The 23,556-nt window shown below is 69.0% G+C and carries 14 protein-coding genes; 11 read left to right on the plus strand and 3 right to left on the minus strand.

What is annotated here, in order from left to right; translation table 11 throughout:
- Positions 1 to 1,030: 1,030 nt before the first annotated feature.
- The 4 genes from acnA (at position 1,031) to OG974_RS01440 (ending at position 7,408) form a co-directional block, all read left to right on the plus strand.
- Positions 1,031 to 3,760 (plus strand): aconitate hydratase AcnA, encoded by a 2,730-nt coding sequence (gene acnA, locus OG974_RS01425; RefSeq protein WP_327279140.1) that lies wholly within the window; start codon positions 1,031 to 1,033, stop codon positions 3,758 to 3,760.
- Between the two features lie 297 nt (positions 3,761 to 4,057).
- The gene (gene ngcE / locus OG974_RS01430) at positions 4,058 to 5,491 is read left to right on the plus strand and encodes an N-acetylglucosamine/diacetylchitobiose ABC transporter substrate-binding protein (RefSeq protein ID WP_327279141.1); all 1,434 of its coding nucleotides are present in this window, start codon (positions 4,058 to 4,060) and stop codon (positions 5,489 to 5,491) included.
- A 23-nt stretch (positions 5,492 to 5,514) separates the two neighbouring features.
- Positions 5,515 to 6,459 (plus strand): sugar ABC transporter permease, encoded by a 945-nt coding sequence (locus tag OG974_RS01435; RefSeq protein ID WP_327279142.1) that lies wholly within the window; start codon positions 5,515 to 5,517, stop codon positions 6,457 to 6,459.
- Positions 6,460 to 6,472: 13 nt separating this feature from the next.
- Positions 6,473 to 7,408: a carbohydrate ABC transporter permease gene (locus tag OG974_RS01440; RefSeq protein WP_327279143.1), complete on the plus strand. Its 936-nt coding sequence runs from the start codon at positions 6,473 to 6,475 to the stop codon at positions 7,406 to 7,408.
- A 61-nt stretch (positions 7,409 to 7,469) separates the two neighbouring features.
- Here the strand turns inward: OG974_RS01440 and mgtA are convergent, their stop codons facing one another.
- Complete coding sequence (gene mgtA, locus OG974_RS01445) at positions 7,470 to 10,217, minus strand: magnesium-translocating P-type ATPase (RefSeq protein WP_371645114.1); 2,748 nt, start codon at positions 10,215 to 10,217, stop codon at positions 7,470 to 7,472.
- Positions 10,218 to 10,828: 611 nt separating this feature from the next.
- On the opposite strand from mgtA, the gene OG974_RS01450 reads away from it, so the two are divergent.
- The 6 genes from OG974_RS01450 (at position 10,829) to OG974_RS01475 (ending at position 19,417) form a co-directional block, all read left to right on the plus strand.
- Complete coding sequence (locus tag OG974_RS01450) at positions 10,829 to 12,031, plus strand: ROK family transcriptional regulator (protein WP_327279145.1); 1,203 nt, start codon at positions 10,829 to 10,831, stop codon at positions 12,029 to 12,031.
- A gap of 117 nt (positions 12,032 to 12,148) precedes the next feature.
- On the plus strand, positions 12,149 to 13,264 hold the full coding sequence (locus OG974_RS01455) for a substrate-binding domain-containing protein (RefSeq protein ID WP_327279146.1): 1,116 nt from the start codon (positions 12,149 to 12,151) through the stop codon (positions 13,262 to 13,264).
- Positions 13,265 to 13,541: 277 nt separating this feature from the next.
- Entirely contained in the window at positions 13,542 to 14,330 is a 789-nt protein-coding gene (locus OG974_RS01460) for an ATP-binding cassette domain-containing protein (protein ID WP_327279147.1), read from the plus strand.
- Between the two features lie 29 nt (positions 14,331 to 14,359).
- Positions 14,360 to 15,619 (plus strand): sugar ABC transporter permease, encoded by a 1,260-nt coding sequence (locus OG974_RS01465; RefSeq protein ID WP_327285826.1) that lies wholly within the window; start codon positions 14,360 to 14,362, stop codon positions 15,617 to 15,619.
- A 253-nt stretch (positions 15,620 to 15,872) separates the two neighbouring features.
- Entirely contained in the window at positions 15,873 to 17,789 is a 1,917-nt protein-coding gene (dxs, locus tag OG974_RS01470; protein WP_327279148.1) for a 1-deoxy-D-xylulose-5-phosphate synthase, read from the plus strand.
- Positions 17,790 to 17,920: 131 nt separating this feature from the next.
- Complete coding sequence (locus OG974_RS01475) at positions 17,921 to 19,417, plus strand: amino acid permease (protein WP_327279149.1); 1,497 nt, start codon at positions 17,921 to 17,923, stop codon at positions 19,415 to 19,417.
- 103 nt (positions 19,418 to 19,520) lie between these two features.
- Here the strand turns inward: OG974_RS01475 and OG974_RS01480 are convergent, their stop codons facing one another.
- Positions 19,521 to 20,588: an LCP family protein gene (locus OG974_RS01480; RefSeq protein ID WP_371645117.1), complete on the minus strand. Its 1,068-nt coding sequence runs from the start codon at positions 20,586 to 20,588 to the stop codon at positions 19,521 to 19,523.
- 125 nt (positions 20,589 to 20,713) lie between these two features.
- Between OG974_RS01480 and OG974_RS01485 the strand changes: the two genes are divergently transcribed.
- Positions 20,714 to 21,859, plus strand: a complete 1,146-nt coding sequence (locus OG974_RS01485; protein ID WP_327279151.1) for a hypothetical protein — start codon at positions 20,714 to 20,716, stop codon at positions 21,857 to 21,859.
- Positions 21,860 to 21,943: 84 nt separating this feature from the next.
- Here OG974_RS01485 and OG974_RS01490 read toward each other — a convergent pair whose 3' ends face one another.
- Entirely contained in the window at positions 21,944 to 23,545 is a 1,602-nt protein-coding gene (locus tag OG974_RS01490; RefSeq protein WP_327279152.1) for a glycosyltransferase family 2 protein, read from the minus strand.
- Positions 23,546 to 23,556 lie beyond the last annotated feature (11 nt).

The raw sequence follows: 23,556 nt of genomic DNA on the forward strand, positions 1-23,556 counted from the left end.
AGGCCCGAATGGCTCCGTTCGACTCCTCGGGGTGGCGGCTGCATCGTGTCCGGGGCGAGGCGGACGAGACGGCGGGGGACTTCGTGCCGCAGAGCCAGCTCGTGATTGGTGTGGCCTCTGCGGGCGTCGAAGTAGACGAGCAAGGGCAGATGGGGCCGGTCGGGGCACAGCTCTGATCGAGTGGTGCCGGGGTTGGGCCTCATGCGGCCGCGCGGGGAGCCGGCATCAGCGAGTGCCCGGTCCAGAGCCTCCGTGGAGCGTCCGGAACCAGCGGTACCACCTCCGGCCCCCCGGCCCGCTCGAAGCCCCCTCCGGCCTGGCCGCAGGCCAGGCGCGTCCCCTCGAACGCCTCCGCGTCCTTCGGTTCGATCCGCTCATCGGCGCGGACTTCGACGACCGCAGCCGAGCCGTCCGCGCGGCGTACGAAGTGCTCCGGAGCGTGCCGACGCTCCCGTAGCCCATCGTGCCAGTGCAGCTAGAAAGGCTGCGAGGCGATCCCCGTCACCCTCGGGTCGAAGTCCATGAGCAGCAGCCGGTCCCGTTCCAGCCAGGACTCGAAGCCGACATGCTGCCCGGTCGTGGCCGCCCCGTACCAGCCGGAGAGGTGACGCTCACCAGCGACCGGCGAAGCGGCCGGACCGCGGCTGCGTCCTCGAACCGGGCTGTCGCACGGTCCAGCAGCGGACGGCGTTGTCGCTCGCGTACGGCATCCACGTACGGCATCCACGTACGACAGCTCGGCGTACGGCTCCGGAAGATCCACCCCGACCGGTACGGCCACCCAGCCACCCCAGGGCGTCACCTCGTACGACTCCGTTCGCTGTCAAACGCCTCGATTGGATGACAGGACACCCATGCCGTGCATGACCACGGCGCGGCAATGCATTAGAGTTATCTCGACATCGAGATATCTGCCGAAGGCGTACCGCAGCCGCCCCTGCTGGTAAGGGTTACCTAACTTAGCCTTACCTTAGCGGATTGGCCACAGGGCGTGGCGGCAGGATTGCGGTAAAACGCGCGAATTTCATGCATGAAGGAGACTGTCGTGTCGGCGAACAGCTTCGACGCCCGCAGCACGCTGCAGGTGGGCGACGAGTCGTACGAGATCTTCCGGCTGGACAAGGTTGAGGGCTCGGCCCGTCTTCCCTACAGCCTGAAGGTGCTGCTGGAGAACCTGCTCCGCACCGAGGACGGCGCGAACATCACCGCCGACCACATCCGGTCGCTCGGCAACTGGGACTCGCAGGCCCAGCCCAGCGAGGAGATCCAGTTCACGCCGGCCCGCGTGATCATGCAGGACTTCACCGGCGTCCCCTGCGTCGTGGACCTCGCCACCATGCGTGAGGCCGTCAAGGCCCTCGGTGGCGACCCGGCGAAGATCAACCCGCTCTCGCCCGCCGAGATGGTCATCGACCACTCGGTCATCGCCGACAAGTTCGGCACGAAGGACGCCTTCGCGCAGAACGTCGAGCTGGAGTACGGCCGCAACAAGGAGCGCTACCAGTTCCTGCGCTGGGGCCAGACCGCCTTCGACGACTTCAAGGTCGTCCCGCCGGGCACCGGCATCGTGCACCAGGTCAACATCGAGCACCTGGCCCGCACGATCATGGTCCGCGGTGGCCAGGCGTACCCCGACACCCTCGTCGGCACCGACTCGCACACCACCATGGTCAACGGCCTGGGCGTGCTGGGCTGGGGCGTCGGCGGCATCGAGGCCGAGGCCGCGATGCTCGGCCAGCCGGTCTCCATGCTGATCCCGCGCGTCGTGGGCTTCAAGCTGACCGGCGAGCTGCCGACCGGCACCACCGCCACCGACCTGGTGCTGACCATCACCGAGATGCTGCGCAAGCACGGTGTCGTCGGCAAGTTCGTCGAGTTCTACGGTGAGGGCGTCGCCGCCACCTCGCTGGCGAACCGCGCCACCATCGGCAACATGTCGCCGGAGTTCGGCTCCACCGCCGCGATCTTCCCGATCGACGACGAGACCCTGAAGTACCTGCGCCTGACCGGCCGCGACGCCCAGCAGGTCGCGCTCGTCGAGGCGTACGCCAAGGAGCAGGGCCTGTGGCTGGACCCGGCCGCTGAGCCCGACTTCTCCGAGAAGCTGGAGCTCGACCTCTCCACGGTCGTCCCCTCCATCGCCGGCCCGAAGCGCCCGCAGGACCGCATCGTCCTGGCCAACGCCGCCGAGCAGTTCGCGGTTGACGTGCGCAACTACGTCTCCGACGACGAGGAGGCCGGCAAGGAGTCCTTCCCGGCGTCCGACGCCCCGGCCTCCGCCAACGGCGTGCCGACCCGTCCGACCCAGGTCACCCTGGCCGACGGCACCTCCTTCGAGATCGACCACGGCGCCGTCACCGTCGCCGCGATCACCTCCTGCACCAACACCTCGAACCCCTACGTCATGGTCGCCGCGGCGCTCGTGGCCAAGAAGGCGGTCGAGAAGGGTCTCGCCCGCAAGCCGTGGGTCAAGACCACCCTGGCCCCGGGCTCGAAGGTCGTCACCGACTACTTCGACAAGGCCGGCCTGACCCCGTACCTGGACAAGATGGGCTTCAACCTCGTCGGGTACGGCTGCACCACCTGCATCGGCAACTCCGGTCCGCTGGACGAGGAGATCTCGAAGGCGATCAACGAGCACGACCTCGCGGTCACCTCGGTGCTCTCCGGCAACCGCAACTTCGAGGGCCGGATCAACCCCGACGTCAAGATGAACTACCTGGCCTCCCCGCCGCTGGTCGTCGCGTACGCCATCGCGGGCTCCATGAAGGTGGACATCACCAAGGACGCCATCGGCATCGACACCGAGGGCAAGCCGGTCTTCCTCCAGGACATCTGGCCGTCCGAGGCCGAGGTCAACGACGTCGTGGCGAACGCCATCGGCGAGGACATGTTCAGCAAGTCCTACCAGGACGTCTTCGCGGGCGACGCCCAGTGGCAGGCGCTGTCGATCCCGACCGGCAACACCTTCGAGTGGGACCCGCAGTCCACCTACGTCCGCAAGCCCCCTTACTTCGAGGGCATGACGATGGAGACCACCCCGGTCTCCGACATCGCCGGTGCGCGCGTGCTGGCGAAGCTGGGCGACTCGGTCACCACCGACCACATCTCCCCGGCCGGTGCGATCAAGGCCGACACCCCGGCCGGCAAGTACCTCACCGAGCACGGCGTCGAGCGCCGCGACTTCAACTCGTACGGTTCCCGTCGCGGCAACCACGAGGTCATGATCCGCGGTACGTTCGCCAACATCCGCCTGCGCAACCAGATCGCGCCGGGCACCGAGGGCGGCTTCACCCGCGACTTCACCGTCGAGGGCGCGCCGGTCGCGTTCATCTACGACGCCTCCCAGAACTACCAGGCCGCCGGCATCCCGCTGGTCATCCTGGCGGGCAAGGAGTACGGCTCGGGCTCGTCCCGCGACTGGGCCGCCAAGGGCACCGCGCTGCTCGGCGTCAAGGCCGTCATCGCCGAGTCGTACGAGCGCATCCACCGCTCGAACCTGATCGGCATGGGCGTGCTCCCGCTCCAGTTCCCGGAGGGCGCCTCGGCGGTCTCGCTGGGCCTCACCGGCGAGGAGACCTTCTCCTTCACCGGTGTGGAGGAGCTGAACAACGGCACCACCCCGCGCACCGTCAAGGTCACCACCGACACCGGCGTGGAGTTCGACGCGGTCGTCCGCATCGACACCCCGGGTGAGGCGGACTACTACCGCAACGGCGGCATCATGCAGTACGTGCTCCGCAACCTCATCCGCGGCTGAGGTCAGTAGCGGCACCAAAGGGCCGTATCCCCGTTAAGGGGGTACGGCCCTTCCGCTTTTTCCGGCCCGGGCCAGGTTTCGGGGAGGTCTCAACTCGGAAAAGCTGACGGACAACTGTGTGCATGATCTTGCTCACACGAGCGGAAGTGGACTATACCTGTGCCCGTCCGGATCACCGCGTTACGAGCGGTACCGGACCGGGGGGCGGCGGGGACCTGCGGTGATGTCCGTATGCGCGGTGACCACGGGCATTCGTCGAGTCCCGGCCTCCTTCACACTTCTGACGAAGGCGAGGACATGAGCATGCGATCCACTGGTGAGGGCATCGGCCGCCGTGACCTGATCAAGCGCTCCGCAGCGCTGGGACTGATCTCGGTGCCCACGATGAGCTTCCTGTCCGCCTGCGCCTCCGGCGGTGGGGACACCTCGACGAAGGGGCCGGACAAGGGCGCGGTGACGAAGGAGAACCCCTTCGGCGTCGCCAAGGGCGGCAAGCTCGACGTCGTCGTCTTCAAGGGCGGGTTCGGCGACGACTACGCGAAGGCCTGGGAGGCCGCCTTCGACAAGAAGTGGGGCACCACCAGCTCCCACCTGGGCACCCAGGAGATCGCCGCCAAGCTCCAGCCCCGCTTCAACGGCGGCAACCCGCCGGACGTCATCGACGACTCGGGCGCCCAGCAGATCAAGGTCGACGTCCTCGCCAAGGGCGGTCAGCTCGCCGAGCTCACCGCGGTGCTGGACGCCCCCTCGCTCGACGACCCGGCCAAGAAGGTGCGGGACATGCTCATCCCCGGCACCGTCGAGCAGGGCACCCAGGGCGGCAAGTTCGTCGCCCTCTACTACGTCTACACCGTGTTCGGATTCTGGTACTCGGGCAAGCTCTTCAAGGAGAAGGGCTGGGCCGAGCCCAAGACCTGGGACGAGTTCCTCGACATCTGCACCAAGGCCAAGGCCGCCGGCATCGGCGGACTCGCCCACCAGGGCAAGTACCCGTACTACATCAACGTCGTCATCATGGACCTGATCGCCAAGAAGGGCGGTCTGGAGGCCATGAAGGCGATCGACAACCTGGAGCCGAACGCCTTCGAGGGCAACCCCGCCGCCCTCGCCGCCGTCGAGGCGGTCTACGAGGTCGTCGAGAAGGACCTGCTGATGGCCGGCACCAACGGCCTCACCCACACGGAGTCCCAGACGGCCTGGAACCAGTACAAGGCCGCCTTCATCCCCTCCGGCTCCTGGCTGGAGAACGAGCAGCTCAAGCAGACCCCCGACGACTTCGACATGAAGTTCCTGCCGGTGCCGACGCTCGCCGACAGCAAGCTGCCCTTCGAGGCCATCCGCGCCGGCGCGGGAGAGCCCTTCATCGTCCCGGAGAAGGCCGCCAACAAGGCCGGCGGCCTGGAGTTCCTGCGTTCGATGCTGTCCCGCGAATGGTCGACCCTCTTCGCCCAGCAGGCCAACTCCCTCACCGTCGTCAAGGACGGCGTCGACCCGAACGTGAAGCTGCGCCCGGGCACGGCCTCGGCGGTCGCGGCCGTCAAGACCGCCGGTTCGAACACCTTCAGCTACCTGTACCCCGACTGGTACAGCGAAATGGACACCGAGATCCAGAACGCGTCCAATGAGCTGATGGCCAAGCGGATCCAGCCAAAGGAATGGATCAAGCGGGCCCAGGCTGCGGTAGACAAGGCTGCCAAGGACCCGAACGCCAAGAACAACCACCGCAGCTGACATACGTCCAAGGGGCGGACACCATGAGCCAAGTAGCCCAGGGCAAGGGACGGATCGGCTTCATCGCCGGCTTCCTCGTCCTGCCGCTCGCGCTGTACCTGACTTTCGTCATCTGGCCGTACATCCAGACGTTCGGTTACTCCTTCACCAACTGGTCGGGACAGTCGCCCACGTTCGATTTCGTCGGCCTGGACAACTATGCGGCGCTGATGAAGGACGAGGTCTTTCGCGGCGCCCTGTGGCACAACCTGCTCCTCCTGGTGTTCGTCCCGACCGTCACCATCCTGCTGGCCCTCTTCTTCGCCTTCATGGTGAACGCGGGAGGGCGCAGCGGGGCCGGCGGCGTCCGGGGCGTCTGGGGCTCCTCCGTCTACAAGATCGTCTACTTCTTCCCGCAGGTACTCTCCCTCGCCATCCTCGCGGTGCTGTTCGGCGCCGTCTACCGCAGCGACGAGGGCGGCCTGCTCAACGGGTTCCTGACCAAGCTGGGGCTGGTCGACCCGGTCCACCCCGTCGAATGGCTCAACCAGCCCGACCTCGCGCTGTGGTGCCTGCTCCTGGTGGTGGTCTGGCACGGGGTCGGCTTCTACTTGGTCCTCTTCTCGGCCGCCATGCAGTCCGTACCCAAGGACATCTACGAGGCCGCCCTGCTCGACGGCGCCGGGCGCGCCCAGACCTTCCTGAAGGTCACGCTGCCCCTGCTGTGGGACTCCGTGCAGACCTCAGCGGTCTACCTGGGCATCGCCGCGATGGACATGTTCGTGCTGGTGTCGACCATGACTTCCGGCCAGTTCGGCGGCGGGCCCGACCACCACAGCGAGGTCATGGCCACGGTGCTGATGCGCAACTTCCTCTACTTCGGCAAGAGCGGCTACGCCTGCGCCATGGGCGTCGTCATGCTCGTCCTGACCATGATCCTCTCCATCGTCACGCTGCGCGCCACCCGCCGCGAGCGCATCGAGTTCTGAGAGGAGATCCCCGATGACTACAGAGTCCACAGTGATCAAGGCGCCGGGCGAGGCCTCGGCCGAGCGGTCCGGCGGCAGCGGGCGCGCCAAGGACGGTGCGAAGCCCGCCTCCGACGGCACGGTGCTGAACGTCTTCTCGCACGGGTTCCTCGCCGTCTGGGCGATGCTGATCGTCCTGCCCCTGATCTGGCTGGCGCTCGGCTCGTTCAAGACCGACTCGCAGATCGGCGGCTCGGCCCTCAGCTGGCCCTCCAACTGGCACTTCGACGCCTTCTCCCGGGCCTGGGACAAGGGCATCGGCGACTACTTCGCCCACACGCTGATCGTGATGGTGTTCTCGGTCCCGCTGACCATGCTGCTCGGCTCGATGGCGGCGTACGTCCTGGCCCGCTACCCCTTCCCGGGGAACCGGCTCTTCTACTACTTCTTCGTCAGCGGGGCGATGTTCCCCGTCTTCCTCGCGCTCGTCCCGCTGTTCTTCATGGTCAAGCGCCTGGACATGCTCAACACGTACCAGGGTCTGATCCTCGTGTACGTGGCCTACTCGATGCCCTTCACCGTCTTCTTCATGCACTCGTTCTTCCGCACGCTGCCGACGGCCGTGCACGAGGCGGCGGTGATCGACGGGGCCTCCGACACCCGGATCTTCTTCCAGGTGATGCTGCCGATGGCCAAGCCCGGCCTGATCAGCGTCGGGATATTCAATGTCCTGGGCCAGTGGAACCAGTACATCCTGCCCTCCGTGCTGATGCAGCCGCAGACCGGATCGGACCCCGAGCGCTACATGCTCACCCAGGGCCTGATCCAGCTGCAGTACCAGATGGGGTACGAGACGGACCTGCCGGTGCTGTTCGCCGGCGTGACCATCGCGATGATCCCGATGCTGGTGGTCTACCTGTCCTTCCAGCGGCAGATCCAGGCCGGCCTGACCTCCGCCACCCTCAAGTAGCGGGCTGGCGACGGCCGGGGGCGACGCCGATCGCCCCCGGCCGTCCGTGCGGGCCCCGCACCTACAGCCAGGTGCCGAACGTGCGGATGTACAGGGTCTTCAGGAGCTGCGTGAGCGTGCAGTACGCCAGCAGCACGCCGACCAGCCACGGGAAGTAGCCCGCAGGCAGGGCCGTGAAGCCCAGCGGGGCGGCCAGCGGCGAGAAGGGCAGGTACAGACCGGTCAGCACCGCGAGGACGGTCATCACCATCACCGGCCAGGAGGCGCGGGACTGGATGAAGGGGATCTTCCGGGTACGGATCATATGGACGATCAGGGTCTGCGAGAGCAGTCCCTCGATGAACCAGCCGGACTGGAACAGCGACTGCTCGGCCTCGCTGTTGGCACCGAACACGTTCCACATGATCACGAACATCGCGATGTCGAAGATCGAGCTGATCGGGCCGATGCAGACCATGAACCGGCCGATGCCCTTGGCGTCCCAGTTGCGGGGCCCCCGCAGGTACTCCTCGTCCATCCGGTCCCACGGCGTCGCCAGCTGCGCGATGTCGTAGACCAGGTTCTGCACCAGCAGCATGATCGCGAGCATCGGCTGGAAGGGGATGAACGCGCTCGCCACCAGGACCGAGAAGACGTTGCCGAAGTTCGACGACGCCGTCATCTTGATGTACTTGATCGTGTTGCCGAAGGTCGTCCGGCCCTGGATCACACCCTGTTCCAGGACGGTCAGGTCCTTCTCCAGCAGGATGATGTCCGCGGACTCCTTGGCGATGTCGACAGCGGTGTCGACGGAGATGCCGACATCGGCGTCGCGCAGCGCGGCGGCGTCGTTGATGCCGTCCCCGAGGAAGCCGACGGTGTGCCCGTCGGCCTGCAGGGCGCGGACGATCCGGGCCTTCTGGACGGGATTGACCTTGGCGAAGACCGTCGTACGGGCGGCCAGCGCGCGCAGCGCCGTGTCGTCGAGGGCGTCGATCCCGGTGCCGAGCACCACGTGCCCGACGTCGAGACCCACGTCCGCGCAGACCCGGGCGGCCACCAGGTCGTTGTCGCCGGTGACGACCTTGACCGCCACGCCCTTGTCGGCCAGGGCCTGCAGGGCCCGGGCGGCGTCGGCCTTCGGCGGGTCGAGGAAGGCGAGGAAGCCGACCAGGGTGAGGCGGTCCTCGTCCGCGACGGAGTACGTGGCGCGGGGGGCGCTCACCGTGCGGGTGGCGACGGCGAGGACGCGCAGGCCCCGGCGGGTGTTGTCCTCGGCGATGCGGGTGACGTGCCGGCGCAGCCCGTCGGTGAGTTCGACCTTCCGGCCGCGGTCCGTCATGTGGGTGCAGAGGCCCAGGACCTCCTCCACCGCACCCTTGGTGATCATGATGTGCTCGGGGCGGCCGGGGCCGCCCACGACGGCGTTGCGGTCCAGGACCACGGACATCCGGCGGCGGGCGAAGTCGAAGGGGATCTCGTCGACCATCGAGAACCGTGCGTCGACGACAACCTCCTCGGCCTCGTCCACGCGGTCGATGACGGCCTGGTCCATCAGGTTCTTCAGGCCCGTCTGGAAGTGGGAGTTGAGGTAGGCGTACTCCAGGACCTCGCCGTCCTCGTCGCCGTGCACGTCCAGGTAGCGGTCCAAGGCGATCCGGTCCTCGGTGAGGGTGCCGGTCTTGTCCGTGCAGAGCACGTCCATGGCGCCCAGGTTCTGGATCGCGTTGAGCCGCTTGACGACGACCTTCCGCTTGGACATGGCGACCGCGCCGCGCGCCAGGTTGGCGGAGACGACCATCGGCAGCATCTCGGGGGTCAGGCCGACGGCGACGGCGACGGCGAAGAGGAAGGCCTCGTCCCAGTCGCCCTTGGTGAGGCCGTTGACGGCGAACACGACCGGGACCATGACCAGCATGAAGCGGATCAGCAGGAAGCTGACCTTGCGCACGCCGTTGTCGAAGTTGGTCTGCGGGCGCTCGCCGACCAGCGAGCCGGCCATCGAGCCGAAGTAGGTGTCCGAGCCGGTGGCGACCACGACCCCGGTGGCGGTCCCGGAGGTCACCGAGGTGCCCATCAGGACCAGGTTGTCGGCCTCGACGGGGTCGGTGCCCTCGAACCGGCCGAGGTCGTCGGCGCCGGGGGTCCCCCCGGCGGTGCGGGCGGGAGCATCGGCCTTGGCGACCGGCAACGACTCGCCGGACAGCGCGGCTTGGCCGACCATCAGGTCCTTGGAGGTGATCAGCCGCAGGTCGGCCGGGATCAGGTCGCCGGCTGCCAGCTTCACCACGTCGCCGGGGACCACCTGGTCCATGGGCACTTCGAAGGTGGCCGGCCCCGAGCCGCCACCGGCTCGGCGCTGCACCGCGCAGGTGGTCGTGACGAGCCTCTTCAGCGCGGCGGCGGCGCGGCCCGAGCGGTACTCCTGCCAGAAGCGCAGCAGTCCACTGACCGCCACCATCACGGAGAGGATGACGACACCCGGGTCGGCCGGGTCCTGCCACCACATGACGGCGGCCAGGAAGACCAGGACGGCGATGAACGGGTTCCAGAAGGCCTTCGCGAGCTGCGCCCACCAGCGTGGGGCGCGCTCGTGGGCGACGACGTTGGCGCCGTGCCGCTCCAGGCGCAGTGCCGCCTCGGCGTGCGTGAGGCCGCTGCGGGTGGCGGACAGCTCCTGGAGGACCAGGGCGCAGGGGCGGGCGCCGAACCCGGCGAGCCGCTCGCCGGCGAGCCGGGTACGGGACTCCAGCTCGGCGGCCTTGCGCTCGCGGCGGCCGTTGCCCGGCGGCGCGAGCTTGGTCGGCGTACGGGGGGTGAGCATGGTCATGATGAGTACCTCCCTCCACCGCGTCCGGGCAGCACGGAGCCGCGCGGTCACGTGGAGTGGTCATGGGTCGGCGCGCCGCAGCGCGGCGCCAAGCGCCGTCGGGCACGCCGGGGGACATGGATGACGACGCACGCCCGCGGACGGACCGGGGCATGCGGAAGGAAGGGGAGGTGGAGAAGAATGAAGGGATGCAGAACCGCACGGGGGGGCAGCGTTGGACCGCGGCCGCGCGGCAGGTGCCGCGACCGTGCGCACTCAGGGAAAGATCGGCTGATCCAGGTCAGCCGACGAGAGCGCTGCAAAGACTTCGATCGGGACTCATCCCGAACACCTCCTTGCATAGCGCCGTCATTACGGGGCGCCCGCCCGGCCGGAAAGGCCGCAGAGGACCGGCGCCTCAGCGACCGTAACACGTTCCAGAGGGATGTCTCTCATACTTATGACCGGTAGTGACCGTTTCGTTCCGTGTCAGCCTCTTGACGTCTGGAGGGCCAAAGGCTCGACTTAAGGTTCACAAGTTGGAGAGACGCCGGGGTCTCGGAGCACCAAGCCGCGACGCCGGCTCGGGGGGCGACGGTCGGCCGTCGCTAATGGGCAGGAGTGGATGAGTCGTGCAGACTCCCGGATCGCAGTCTTCACTGCACCGCGCGAATCTCGAACGGGTCGTGCGGGCCGTGCGGCTCGCCGGTTCGTTGACCCAGGCGGAGATCGCCCGGTCCACCGGACTGTCGGCGGCCACGGTCTCCAACATCGTCCGCGAGCTCAAGGAGGGTGGGACCGTCGAGGTCACGGACACCTCGGCCGGCGGCCGGCGGGCGCGCAGCGTCTCCCTCAGCGGCGACGCCGGCATCGTCATCGGCGTGGACTTCGGCCACACCCACCTGCGGGTGGCCGTCGGGAACCTCGCCCACCAGGTATTGGCGGAGGAATCCGCCCCGCTGGACGTGGACGCCTCCTGGGCGGAGGGCTTCGACCGCGCCGAAGCCCTGGTCGGCGAGCTGATCGCGGGCATCGGGGTGGGCCGCGAGAAGGTCATCGGCGTCGGGCTCGGCGTCCCCGGCCCCATCGACGTGGAGTCCGGCACCCTGGGCTCCACGGCGATCCTCCCGGGCTGGGCGGGCATCAACCCGCGCCAGGAGCTCTCGCAACGCCTCGGCGTGCCCGTGTACGTGGACAACGACGCCAACCTCGGAGCGCTCGGGGAGCTGGTGTGGGGGAGCGGCCGGGGGGTCAAGGACCTGGCCTACATCAAGGTCGCGAGCGGTGTCGGCGCCGGCCTGGTGATAAACGGGCAGATCTACCGGGGGCCCGGCGGCACCGCCGGGGAGATCGGGCACATCACCCTGGACGAGTCCGGCCCGGTGTGCCGCTGCGGCAACCGCGGCTGCCTGGAGACCTTCGCCGCGGCCCGGTACGTACTGCCGTTGTTGCAGAGCACGCACGGGCCCGAACTCACCATGGAGCGGGTGGTCGAACTGGCCCGGGAGGGCGACCCGGGGTGTCGCCGCGTGATCGCCGACGTAGGCCGCCATGTGGGTAGTGGTGTCGCGAACCTGTGCAATGTCCTCAACCCGAGCCGGGTGGTGCTCGGGGGGTCCCTGGCGGAGGCCGGTGAGCTGGTCCTGGCCCCCATACGCGAGTCCGTGGGCCGGTACGCGATCCCCAGTGCGGCACGTCAACTCTCGGTGCTCACCGGGTCGTTGGGTGGTCGGGCCGAGGTACTGGGCGCGCTGGCCCTCGTACTGAGCGAGATGGGCGATTCGACGCTTCTGACCGATTCGTCGAACCTCAAGCTCTTGCCTTCAGTTAGATAACGGATGGCACCGTTGTCATCTCGTTAAGGATTCACTCCTTGACGCCAAACTGCGGCCGAGGTTGACTCACGTCCACCTCGGCCGCGCTGTTGCGGCCACGTCAGGGAGGTTCAAGAAATGAACACGCGCATGCGTAGAGCCGCCGTAGCCGTCGCCGCCACCGCCATGGCCGCTTCCCTTGCCGCCTGTGGCAGCGCCAAGGAGGCCGGCGAGAAGCCGAAGGAGTCCGGCTCCGCCGCTGCCGGTGGCGCGATCAAGATCGGTCTGCTCCTGCCGGAGAACCAGACCGCGCGCTACGAGAAGTTCGACAAGCCGCTCTTCGAGAAGAAGGTCGCCGAACTCACCGGCGGCAAGGCCGAGGTGGTCTACGCCAACGCCAAGCAGGACGCGACCACGCAGAACTCGCAGGTCGACACGATGATCACCAACAAGGTGAACGTCCTGGTCGTCGACGCCGTTGACTCCAAGGCCATCGCCGGCTCGGTCAAGAAGGCCAAGGACAAGGGCATCCCGGTCGTGGCCTACGACCGCCTCGCCGAGGGCCCGATCGACGCCTACACCTCGTTCGACAACGAAGAGGTCGGCAAGGTCCAGGGCAAGGCACTGCTGGAGGCCCTGGGCGACAAGGCCAAGGACGGCCAGATCGTCATGATGAACGGGTCGGTCACCGACCCCAACGCCGCCCTCTTCAAGAAGGGTGCGCACTCCGTCCTCGATGGCAAGGTGACCATCGGCAAGGAGTACGACACCAAGGAGTGGAAGCCGGAGAACGCCAACACCAACATGGCGGGTGCGATCTCCGCGCTGGGCAAGGACAAGATCGTCGGCGTCTACTCGGCCAACGACGGCATGGCCGGCGGCATCATCACCGCCCTCAAGGCCGCCGGCATGGAACCGCTTCCCCCGGTCACCGGTCAGGACGCGGAACTCGCCGGTGTGCAGCGCATCGTCGCCGGTGAGCAGTTCATGAGCGTCTACAAGCCGTACGCCCCCGAGGCCGAGGCCGCCGCGAAGATGGCCGTCGCGCTCGCCAAGGGCGAGAAGCTCGACGGTGTCACCACCTCCAAGGTCGACAGCCCCACGGACAAGGGCATCGCCTCGCTCCTGGTCCCCGTCGTCTCGCTGACCAAGAACAACATCAAGGACACTGTCATCAAGGACGGTGTCTACACGGCCGACGAGATCTGCACCGACAAGTACGCGGCCGCCTGCACCACCCTCGGCCTGAAGTAGGCCGACCGGGCCCCATACGGGCCCCTCAGTAGGCCATCCCGGCCCCCACGGGCCGGACCCGGCCGCACGCGGGGTCCCCCCGGACCCGCCGAGGCCCCAGCGTCCTGCCGGCCGGAGGCCCGCCTCCGAGCCTCCGGTCCCCCAGGACCCCCGCGCCTGCCCGGCGCCCCGCCCACTTTTCCCCGCCACTCGCGGGGCGCCGGGCAGAAACGATTCCTTACCCACCCCGCTCCTGCACTTTTTGCACGACATCCCCGCCGGTCAGGCGGCGAAGGAGATGGTTCATGTGTCCGCTGCGCCCGTGCTGGCGTTGCGAGGGGTCTCGAAGCGATTCGGTGCCGTTCAGGCGCTCACCGATGTAGAGCTTGAGATCCACTCCGGCGAGGTGGTCGCCCTGGTCGGCGACAACGGCGCCGGCAAGTCCACGCTCGTCAAGACGATCGCCGGCGTCCACCCCATCGATGACGGAGTCATCGAGTGGGAGGGCAAGCCGGTCTCGATCACCAAGCCCCACGACGCCCAGAACCTGGGCATCGCGACGGTCTACCAGGACCTCGCACTGTGCGACAACATCGATGTCGTCGGCAACCTGTTCCTGGGCCGCGAGCTCAAGCGCCGCGGTGTCCTCGACGAGGTGGAGATGGAGCGCCGCGCCCGCGAGCTCCTGACCACCCTGTCGATCCGGATCCCCAGTGTCCGCATCCCGATCGCCTCGCTCTCCGGCGGTCAGCGCCAGACCGTGGCGATCGCCCGTTCGATGCTCGGCGAGCCCCAGCTCGTCATCCTCGACGAGCCCACCGCCGCCCTCGGCGTCGAGCAGACCGCACAGGTCCTCGACCTGGTGGAGCGGCTGCGCGAGCGCGGCCACGCCGTCATCCTCATCAGCCACAACATGGCCGATGTGAAGGCCGTCGCCGACAAGGTGGCGGTCCTGCGGCTGGGCCGCAACAACGGCGTCTTCAGTGTCAAGGACACGTCGCAGGAAGAGATCATCTCCGCCATCACGGGAGCCACGGACAACGCCGTGACCCGTCGTGCGGCCCGTACCGGGGAGGCTCGCAAGTGAGCACCGAACACCACACCTCGGCGGAAGAAGTGGCCAAGCTGGCCAACCCCTCCGCCCCGGCGGACTCCATTCCCGCGGTGGACCCGCGTCTGCTCGTGCGCGAGCAGGGCCTCTCCGGCTACGTGAGCGAGTTCGGCCGCAAGATGAAGGCCGGCGACCTGGGCTCCCTCCCGGTCGTCATCGGCCTGATCATCATCTGCGGCATCTTCCAGGGACTGAACGCGAACTTCCTGTCCCCGGAGAACCTCACCAACATCGCGATCACGATGGTCGCCACCGGCATGATGGCCGTGGGCATCATCTTCGTGCTCCTGCTCGGCGAGATCGACCTCTCGGTCGGCTCCGTCAGCGGTGTCGCGGGTGCCCTCTTCGCCGTCCTGGCCGTCACCCACGGGGTCAACGAGTGGGTGGCGATCCTGGCCGCGGTCGCCGGCGGTGCCCTGATCGGCGCAATCCACGGCTTCTTCTTCGCCAAGATCGGCGCACCTGCGTTCGCGGTCACCCTGTCGGGCCTGCTCTTCTGGTCCGGCGCCATGCTGCAGATCCTCGGCAGCAACGGCACGATCAACATCGACTCGGACGGTGTGGTGGGCCAGCTCACCACGTACTTCTTCTCGGACGTGGCGGCCGGCTACGGCCTCGCCGCGATCGCGGTGGTCGGGTACTTCCTGGCGAGCTTCTTCGACAACCGCCGCCGCGAGGCCGCGGGCGTCCCGTCCCGTCCGATGAGCGAGATCGCCCTGCGCACGGGTCTGCTGGCCGTCTTCACCTTCGGTCCCGCCGCGGTGTTCAACCAGTACAAGGGCCTGCCGCTGGCGGTCGTGCTGTTCGTGGTGGTGCTGGCCGGCACGGACTTCCTGCTGCGCCGCACCACGTTCGGCCGGAACGTCTTCGCTCTCGGCGGCAGCGTCGAGGCGTCCCGCCGCGCCGGCATCAGCGTCGTCGGGATCCGCATCGCGGTCTTCACGATCTCGGGCACCTTCGCGGCCATCGGCGGCCTCTTCTGGGCCTCCAAGATCGCGGCGGCCAACCAGAGCGCCGGCGGCGGCGACCTGCTGATGAACGTGATCGCGGCGGCCGTGATCGGCGGCACCAGCCTCTTCGGCGGCCGGGGCCGGACCTGGAACGCCCTCCTCGGCGTCATGGTCATCACCTCGATCCAGTACGGTCTGGCTCTCCAGGGAATCGCCACCCCGATCCAGTACATGATCACCGGTGCGGTGCTGCTGGCCACCGTGGTGATCGACTCGGTCACCCGCAAGACCCAGAAGACGGCCGGACGCGCCTGACACCGCGCCCGTCGCGGTAAGACCGGTCACAGTGCCCGGTGCCACCTCGCGTGGCACCGGGCACGCGTGCGTACAAATGTGCGTACACCTGTGTGGGTATACGCCCGAATGTGAGGTGTGGCCTCGGGCTGATCTGTACAGGGATGCGTACACGCATGACCGAGCCGTGACCCGCCTGCGGCAGCCCGATGACCACCGTCGCCGACGGAACATTAGACTCGACAGACCAGCAAGCAACTGCAAGGAGGCACGGGTGCTGCTGACCCGCATCAAGGGACCGCGCGATCTGGACCGGCTCAGCCAGGAGGAGCTGAACCAGCTCGCCGCCGAGATCAGGTCCTTCCTCGTCGACGCCGTCTCCAAGACCGGCGGGCACCTCGGCCCCAACCTCGGGGTGGTCGAACTGACGATCGCCCTGCACCGGGTCTTCGACTCGCCCAAGGACAAGGTCCTCTTCGACACCGGCCACCAGGCCTACGTCCACAAGCTGCTCACGGGCCGCCAGGACTTCGCCGGCCTGCGCACCAAGAACGGCCTGTCCGGCTACCCCTCTCGCGCCGAGTCCGACCACGACGTGATCGAGAACTCCCACGCCTCCACCGTGCTGGGCTGGGCCGACGGCCTCGCCAAGGCGAACGAGGTGCTCGGCCGGGAGGACCACCACGTCGCCGCCGTCATCGGCGACGGCGCGCTGACCGGAGGCATGGCCTGGGAGGCGCTGAACAACATCGCCGCCGCCAAGGACCGCCCGCTGGTCATCGTCGTCAACGACAACGAGCGCTCGTACGGCCCCACCATCGGCGGCCTCGCGAACCACCTCGCCACCCTGCGCACCACGGACGGCTACGAGCGCTTCCTGGCCCGCGGCAAGGAGCTCCTGGAGCGCACCCCGGTCGTCGGGAAGCCGCTCTTCGAGACCCTGCACGGCGCCAAGAAGGGCCTCAAGGACTTCATCGCCCCGCAGGGCATGTTCGAGGACCTCGGCCTGAAGTACATCGGGCCCATCAACGGCCACGACATCGAGGCCCTGGAGTCCGCCCTGCAGCGCGCCAAGCGCTTCAGCGGCCCGGTCATCGTGCACTGCCTCACCCAGAAGGGCCGCGGCTACACCCCGGCCCTGGAGCACGAGGCGGACCGTTTCCACGCGGTCGGCGTGATCCACCCGGACACCGGACTGCCGGTCAAGACCGCCGCCGCCAGCTGGACCTCCGTCTTCGCCGACGAGATGGTCAAGCTCGGCCACGAGCGCGAGGACATCGTCGGCATCACCGCCGCCATGCTCCACCCGGTCGGCCTCAACAAGTTCGCCGAGGCCTTCCCGAACCGGATCTACGACGTGGGCATCGCCGAGCAGCACGGCGCCACATCGGCGGCCGGCTTGGCCACCGGCGGGGTCCACCCGGTCTTCGCGGTGTACGCGACGTTCCTCAACCGCGCCTTCGACCAGGTCCTGATGGACGTGGCCCTGCACAAGTGCGGGGTCACCTTCGTCCTGGACCGCGCCGGTGTCACCGGCGACGACGGCGCCTCCCACAACGGCATGTGGGACATGTCGATCCTCCAGGTCGTGCCCGGCCTGCGGCTCGCCGCCCCGCGCGACGCCGAGCAGTTGCGCGCCCAGCTGCGCGAGGCCGTCGAGGTCAAGGACGCCCCGACCGTCGTGCGCTACTCCAAGGGCGTCGTCGGCCCGGCCGTTCCGGCCGTCGGCCGGATCGGCGGCATGGACGTCCTGCGCTCCCCGGCCCCCGAAGTCACCCGTCCGGACGTACTGCTCGTCTCGGTCGGCGCACTCGCCCCGATGTGCCTGGAGATCGCCGACCTGCTCGACAAGCAGGGCATCTCCACGACCGTCGTCGACCCCCGCTGGGTCAAGCCCGTGGACGAGGCCCTGGCCCCGCTCGCGGACCGGCACCGCGTGGTCGTCACCGTCGAGGACAACGGCCGCACCGGTGGTGTGGGCGCCGCCGTCTCGCAGGCACTGCGCGACGCGGGCGTCGACGTACCGCTGCGCGACTTCGGCATTCCGCAGCGCTTCCTCGACCACGCCCTGCGCAAGGAGATCATGGCCGAGATCGGTCTGACCGCTCCGGACATCGCCCGGCAGGTCACCGGCCTCGTCGCCAAGCTCGACGGGCGTTTCGACAGCGAGCCGGCCGCCGCGATCGACTAGCCGCCGCCGTCCGCCGGGACGTCCGTCCGTAGATCGCCGCGCGGTTGCACGTCACGGGCCGGGAGATCACCCTGGAATGGGTGGGCCTCCCGGCCCGTTCGCGTACGTCGTCACCTGTCGGAGGTGCGTCGGTGAGCAAGGACCTGAACAGCCCGTTCCGCACCAAGACGGTGGAGCAGTCCATCCGCGACACGGAGGAGCCGGAACACGCGCTCCGCAAGTCGCTCTCCGCCTGGGACCTGACGGTCTTCGGTGTGGGCGTCATCATCGGCACCGGCATCTTCGTCCTGACGGGCATCGCCGCCCGCAACAATGCCGGCCCCGCCACCGCCCTCGCTTTCGTCGCAGCGGGCATCGTCTGCGCCCTCGCGGCGCTCTGTTACGCCGAGTTCGCGTCCACCGTGCCGGTGGCCGGCTCGGCGTACACGTTCTCGTACGCCTCGATCGGCGAGCTGCCCGCCTGGATCATCGGCTGGGACCTGGTACTCGAATTCGCGCTGGGCACCGCCGTCGTCGCGGTCGGCTGGTCCGGGTACGTGCGCCACCTCATGAGTACGAACCTCGGCTGGGACCTGCCCGTCGGACTGGCCGGACCGGACGAGGGGGGCACCTTCGACCTGCTGGCGTTCGTGTTGGTCCTGGTGCTGACCGCGATCCTGGTCGTGGGGACGAAGCTCTCGGCCCGGATCACCGCGGTCGTCGTCGCCATCAAGGTGGCCGTGGTGCTGCTGGTCATCATCGCCGGACTGTTCTTCATCAAGGCGGACAACTACAAGCCGTTCATCCCTCCGGCCCAGCCACAAGAATCGGGGGGCGGCTGGAAGGCACCCCTGGTGCAGCTGCTCTTCGGCTACGAGCCCACCAACTTCGGTGTCATGGGCATCTTCACCGCGGCCTCCCTCGTCTTCTTCGCCTTCATCGGCTTCGACGTCGTGGCCACCGCGGCCGAGGAGACCAAGAACCCGCAGCGGGACATGCCGCGCGGCATCCTCGGCTCGCTGATCATCTGCACCGTGCTCTACGTCGCCGTGACGCTGGTGGTCACCGGCATGCAGAAGTACACCGAGATGTCGGCCACCGCCCCGCTCGCCGAAGCCTTCAAATCGGTGAACCAGCCCTTCTTCTCCGGCGCCATCAGCCTCGGGGCGGCCGTCGGACTGATCACCGTGTGCATGATCCTGCTGCTCGGGCAGACCCGCGTGTTCTTCGCGATGAGCCGTGACGGACTGCTGCCGCGCGTCTTCTCCGTCACCCACCCGAAGTACCGCACGCCGTACCGGGCGACCATGCTGCTGGGCGGGATCATCGCCGTCGTCGCGGGCTTCACCAGCCTGGAGAAGCTCGCGGAACTGGTGAACATCGGCACTCTGTTCGCCTTCGTGGTGGTCGCCCTCGGCGTGATCGTCCTGCGCAAGACGCGCCCCGACCTGCACCGGTCCTTCCGCACCCCGTGGGTGCCGGTGGTCCCGATCCTGTCGATCGCGGCCTCGCTATGGCTGATGCTCAACCTGCCGGCCGAGACCTGGGCCCGGTTCGCCATCTGGATGGTCATCGGCTTCTTCGTCTACTTCCTGTACGGCCGCAAGCACAGCCGGCTCGGGAAGTCCGGTCAGGACGCGCGGTACTAGTCGACCGGCCGACGGCCACGGCACGACGAGAGCGGGCCGTACGGGAAGTGCTCCCGTACGGCCCGCTCCCGTGTGCGCGGCGCGTGCCGCGTGCGACGTGCCGTCAGCCCTTGGCGGGGGACTTCTTGGCCTCCGCCGGAATCTTCTGGTCGGTGCGCAGGGCCTCCCACAGCTGGCCCGCCTGCGGTTCCGCGACGACGACGCGGTTCGGGTCGACCTTGTCGTAGGCGACGGGAAGCATGATCGTCTCCATGGTGTCCGGGTCCACGCCCTTCATGCTCTGGGCGAAGTCGGCCAGGGAGGTGAGGGAGGCGAGGTCGGAATCGGTGGTGAGCGACTTCGTGCCGGCGTCGGCGAGCTTGTAGAGACGGGCCGGGTTGCCGAGCGCGTCCTGCTTCTTGATCTCCGACAGCATCGCCATCATGAACTGCTGCTGGAGGCCTATGCGCCCGAGGTCGCTGCCGTCGCCGTAGCCGTAGCGGGTACGGACGAACTTGAGCGAGTCGGTACCGTTGAGGCGGTGCGTGCCCACGTCGAGCTTGAGGCCTCCCTTGGCCCCGCTCATCGGCTTGTCCAGGGTGACGGTGACCCCGCCGAGCGCGTCCACCAGGCCCTTGAACCCGGCGAAGTCGACCTCGACGAAGTGGTCCACGCGGATCCCGGACATCTGCTCCACGGTCTTGACCACGCAGGCCGGGCCGGCCAGCGAGTACACCGAGTTGAACATGACCCGGTTCGCGGGCTTGACGGTGTTGCCGTCGGCGTCCTTGCACTCGGGCCGGCTGATCAGGGTGTCGCGCGGGATGCTCACCGCGGTGGCCTTGGACCGGCCCTCGGGTATGTGCACCAGCATGGCGGTGTCCGAGCGGGCGCCGCTCACATCGCCGTGGTCGAGGTCCGCGTTGGCCCCGGCGCGCGAGTCGGAGCCGAGGACGAGGACGTTCTGTGCTCCCGCGACGACCTTCTTCGGGCGGTTGTCGCCGAGCGCCTGATCGAGGTCGACGCTGTCGATGTTGCCGTTGAGATGGCTGTACGCCCACCAGCCCGCGCCACCGGCCGCGAGGATGAGGACGGCCACCGTCAGGAGCACGATCCGCAGGACGCGTCGCCTGCCGCCGCGCCGCGGTCCGCGCCGAGACGGGGGAGGGGTGGCCGAGGGCCGGTCGGTCATGGAGGCAGAGCCCTTCTATTATCGATGGGGTGCATCATAAGACACACTTTCGAGTGGCTGATTCTTTCCGGTGAAGAGCTCTGCCGCTTGAGCAGGACATTCTCGGCAGAAGGGTGGACAGCGGAGTGATCCGAGGCAAAGGCGGTGCCCGTACCGCCTCTTCCGCCCGCGGGGCGCAGCAGACGTCCCCCGGCGGACCGGGTTCCCGCCGCTCCTCGCCGCCGGCCGGAAACTGGCTGTTCAAGGGGAGCGACGGCCGGCTGACGGCCTACGCCTGCACCCCGCACGGCCTGCTGCGCTGGACCGAGGCCGCGGCGCCCCACACCGGCTGGACCGGCCCCGACCTCTTCGAGATACCGGGCTGGATGGGTACCGTCTCGATGGCGCAGAGCCGTGAGGGGTACGTGCACTTCGTCGCCCTGCGGGCCGCCCAGGACGGTTCCGGGCGGCCGGAAATCATCGTCTCCACCCAGTTCCAGCCGGGCCGCGGAATGATCGACTGGCACGGTCTGGGCACCCCCGGACTGCGCGGGGGTCCCGCCGACGACCGGCTCGCCGGCCCGCCGCGCATCGCCGTCAACCAGCGCTCCGGTTCCACGCACGTCCTCGTCTCGATGCGCCGCGGCGGCCTCCTGCGCCGCAGCCGCAACGCCGAGGGCGCGTGGGGCGGCTGGAAGCAGGTGGGCCCGGAGCCGTACGAGAGCGGGGTCACCCCGCTGATGCCCGCCGGCGGCCAGCTGGAGATGCTCGTCCTCGGGCCGGCCGGCGCGGACCGCTGGGCGGGCATCGGCCAGGGCCGCTTCGCGCTCGCGCACCGCATCCCCACCGCCGTCGTCCCCGGCACCCCGGCCGTCTGCGAGACGGGCCCGCGCCGGGTCACGTACTTCTGGCGCTACCCGGGCGACGGCTCGCTCGTCGCCTGGCGGGCCGGAGAGCAGGGCGTCCAGGGCGGCCTGATGGGCCTCGGCGGTGCGGGCGGCCGCGGGGCGCCCGGCGTCGTACGGGCCGACCTCGGCGGGTACGACTGCACGGTCCTCGCGCAGACCGGCGCGGAGGGCGACATCGAAGTCACCGCCTACGTCACCGAGAACGAGGGCTACGGAACCTGGTGGGCCTCCCTCGGCGGCCAGGGCGCGTACGCCCCCCAGGTGGCGGTCGACGGCTCGGGCCGGATCGCCGTCGCCGCCTTCGACGCCGACGGCTCCCTGATCTGCACCCGCCAGGACACCACGCAGCAGGGGCTGGTGTTCGGCCCCTGGGAAGCGGCCTGAGCCGGGCTCAGGCCGCGCGTCAGGGCGTCAGCCATCAGGGCGTCAGCCGTCAGGCGCCTGGCGTTTGGCTTCTGGCGTCGGGTGTCAGGCGTTCCGCGGCAGAGGGGTCCGCTGGAACACCTCGATGCTGAACCCGCCCGTCTCCGTGTAGTACGGCACGGCGGCCAGCTCCATGCCCCGCGCACCGGGCGCCGCCCCGATCGGAACCGGCACCCGGGCGGTCGTGTCCAGGTCCCCGGAGCGCTTCGGCCCGAGCCGCACCTCCTGCGTCACACCCTCGAACCCGACCGCGAGGTACGCGTCCCACGTGCCCGGCGGCAGCGGCCAACCGCTGGAAGTCTGCGCCAGGTTGACCCGTGCCGAGAACCGGCCCATCGCCCGCGGCTTGCCCTTCGCGTTGACCAGCGCGTCGTCCCGGCGGGCCGTCACCGCGTAGCCCTCCTGCGCACCGCTCGTCCGCTCCCGCAGCACCACCCGCGTGGTGCGGTCCTTCGTCGACAGCTGTTCGTAGAACGCGAAGCCGTCCAGCGTCAGCATCGGCCCCTCCCACCTGGCCTTCTGGAGCTGGTGGGTGACCGTCATGTCACCCGTGATGTCGAACAGTTCGTCCGGCAGCCCCACCTGCGGGTCGCGGAAGAACGGCAGCGTCGTGAACACCCGGCCGTTCTCGACCGTCTTGCGCACGGCCGGCCGATCCTTGTCCGCCTCGAACGCGGCCATCTGCTGCGCCTCCGGGAACCGGCCCTGCGCCAGTAGGGCGAGCCGTACGGCCACCATGCGCGGCAGCAGCGCCAGCGCGCCCGGGGAAGCCTGGGCGCGCAGCACCTCGGCCGCGGCCCACAGTGCCTGGTCCCGCTCCGCCGGGTCCGGGGCGGACAGCAGCGCGGCCGCGGTCGCCTTGCCGAGCTCCACCTCCAGGTGGCGCGACTGGAGCTTGTCCCGGCGCGGCCCCTCGGGCAGTTGCGCGGCGACCAGCGCCAGCATCCGGGAGGCCAGGGCGACCCGGTCGGGCAGCGTCGCGCGGACCGCCGGGGAGGGGCCCTTGACCACGCAGGTCGCGTCCCCGACCACCGAGACGTTGTCCGCCCCGATGAACGCGCCGGCGGTGAACGCCTGGTCGTCGCCGATCACCATGTCGGTGGGGAAGGCCAGCCCGCGGCGCTGGAGCAGGCTGGTGCGGAACAGCTTGTCCGGGGTCAGCGACCAGTAGACGCGGGTGGCGTACGGGTCGGTGTGGGCCTGGTTCTTGCGGAACATCGAGGTCGCCACCGTGTGCCGGCCCGAGCTCTCCAGCTTGCCCAGCACGACGTCTGCCTCGTTCGCGTCGGCCGCCGCCACCATCCGCTCCAGCGCGTCGGGCGCCAGCCGGTCCGTGGCCTCCAGGAAGATGACGTACCGTCCGAGGACCTGGCTCAGCGCCCAGTTGCGGGCCCCGGCCGGGCTCAGCCCCTGCGAGACCTGCCCGACGCGCACGAACGCCGGGTACTGGTGGGCCGCGCGGGCCAGTACGGACCCGCTCTCGTCCGTCGACCCGTCGTCGACGCCGATGACCTCCAGCCGGTCCGTGCCGATGCTCTGCACGAAGACGGAGGCCAGGCAGGCGTCGAGCGCGGCGGCCTGGTTGTGGACGCGGACCGCGACGGTCACGTCCTTGACGTCGGTGGGGCGCACGGAGGCGGTGTTCATGGTCCTGTGTT

This window comes from Streptomyces sp. NBC_00597 (genome assembly GCF_041431095.1).
In the GTDB taxonomy this organism is placed as follows: Bacteria; Actinomycetota; Actinomycetes; order Streptomycetales; family Streptomycetaceae; genus Streptomyces.

Coding starts and splice junctions, on each gene's coding strand:
- acnA (WP_327279140.1), top strand. CDS start 1,031: ATGAAGGAGACTGTCGTGTCGGCGAACAGCTTCGACGCCCGCAGCACG.
- ngcE (WP_327279141.1), top strand. CDS start 4,058: ATGAGCATGCGATCCACTGGTGAGGGCATCGGCCGCCGTGACCTGATC.
- OG974_RS01435 (WP_327279142.1), top strand. CDS start 5,515: ATGAGCCAAGTAGCCCAGGGCAAGGGACGGATCGGCTTCATCGCCGGC.
- OG974_RS01440 (WP_327279143.1), top strand. CDS start 6,473: ATGACTACAGAGTCCACAGTGATCAAGGCGCCGGGCGAGGCCTCGGCC.
- mgtA (WP_371645114.1), bottom strand. CDS start 10,217: ATGACCATGCTCACCCCCCGTACGCCGACCAAGCTCGCGCCGCCGGGC.
- OG974_RS01455 (WP_327279146.1), top strand. CDS start 12,149: ATGAACACGCGCATGCGTAGAGCCGCCGTAGCCGTCGCCGCCACCGCC.
- OG974_RS01460 (WP_327279147.1), top strand. CDS start 13,542: ATGGTTCATGTGTCCGCTGCGCCCGTGCTGGCGTTGCGAGGGGTCTCG.
- OG974_RS01480 (WP_371645117.1), bottom strand. CDS start 20,588: ATGACCGACCGGCCCTCGGCCACCCCTCCCCCGTCTCGGCGCGGACCG.
- OG974_RS01490 (WP_327279152.1), bottom strand. CDS start 23,545: ATGAACACCGCCTCCGTGCGCCCCACCGACGTCAAGGACGTGACCGTC.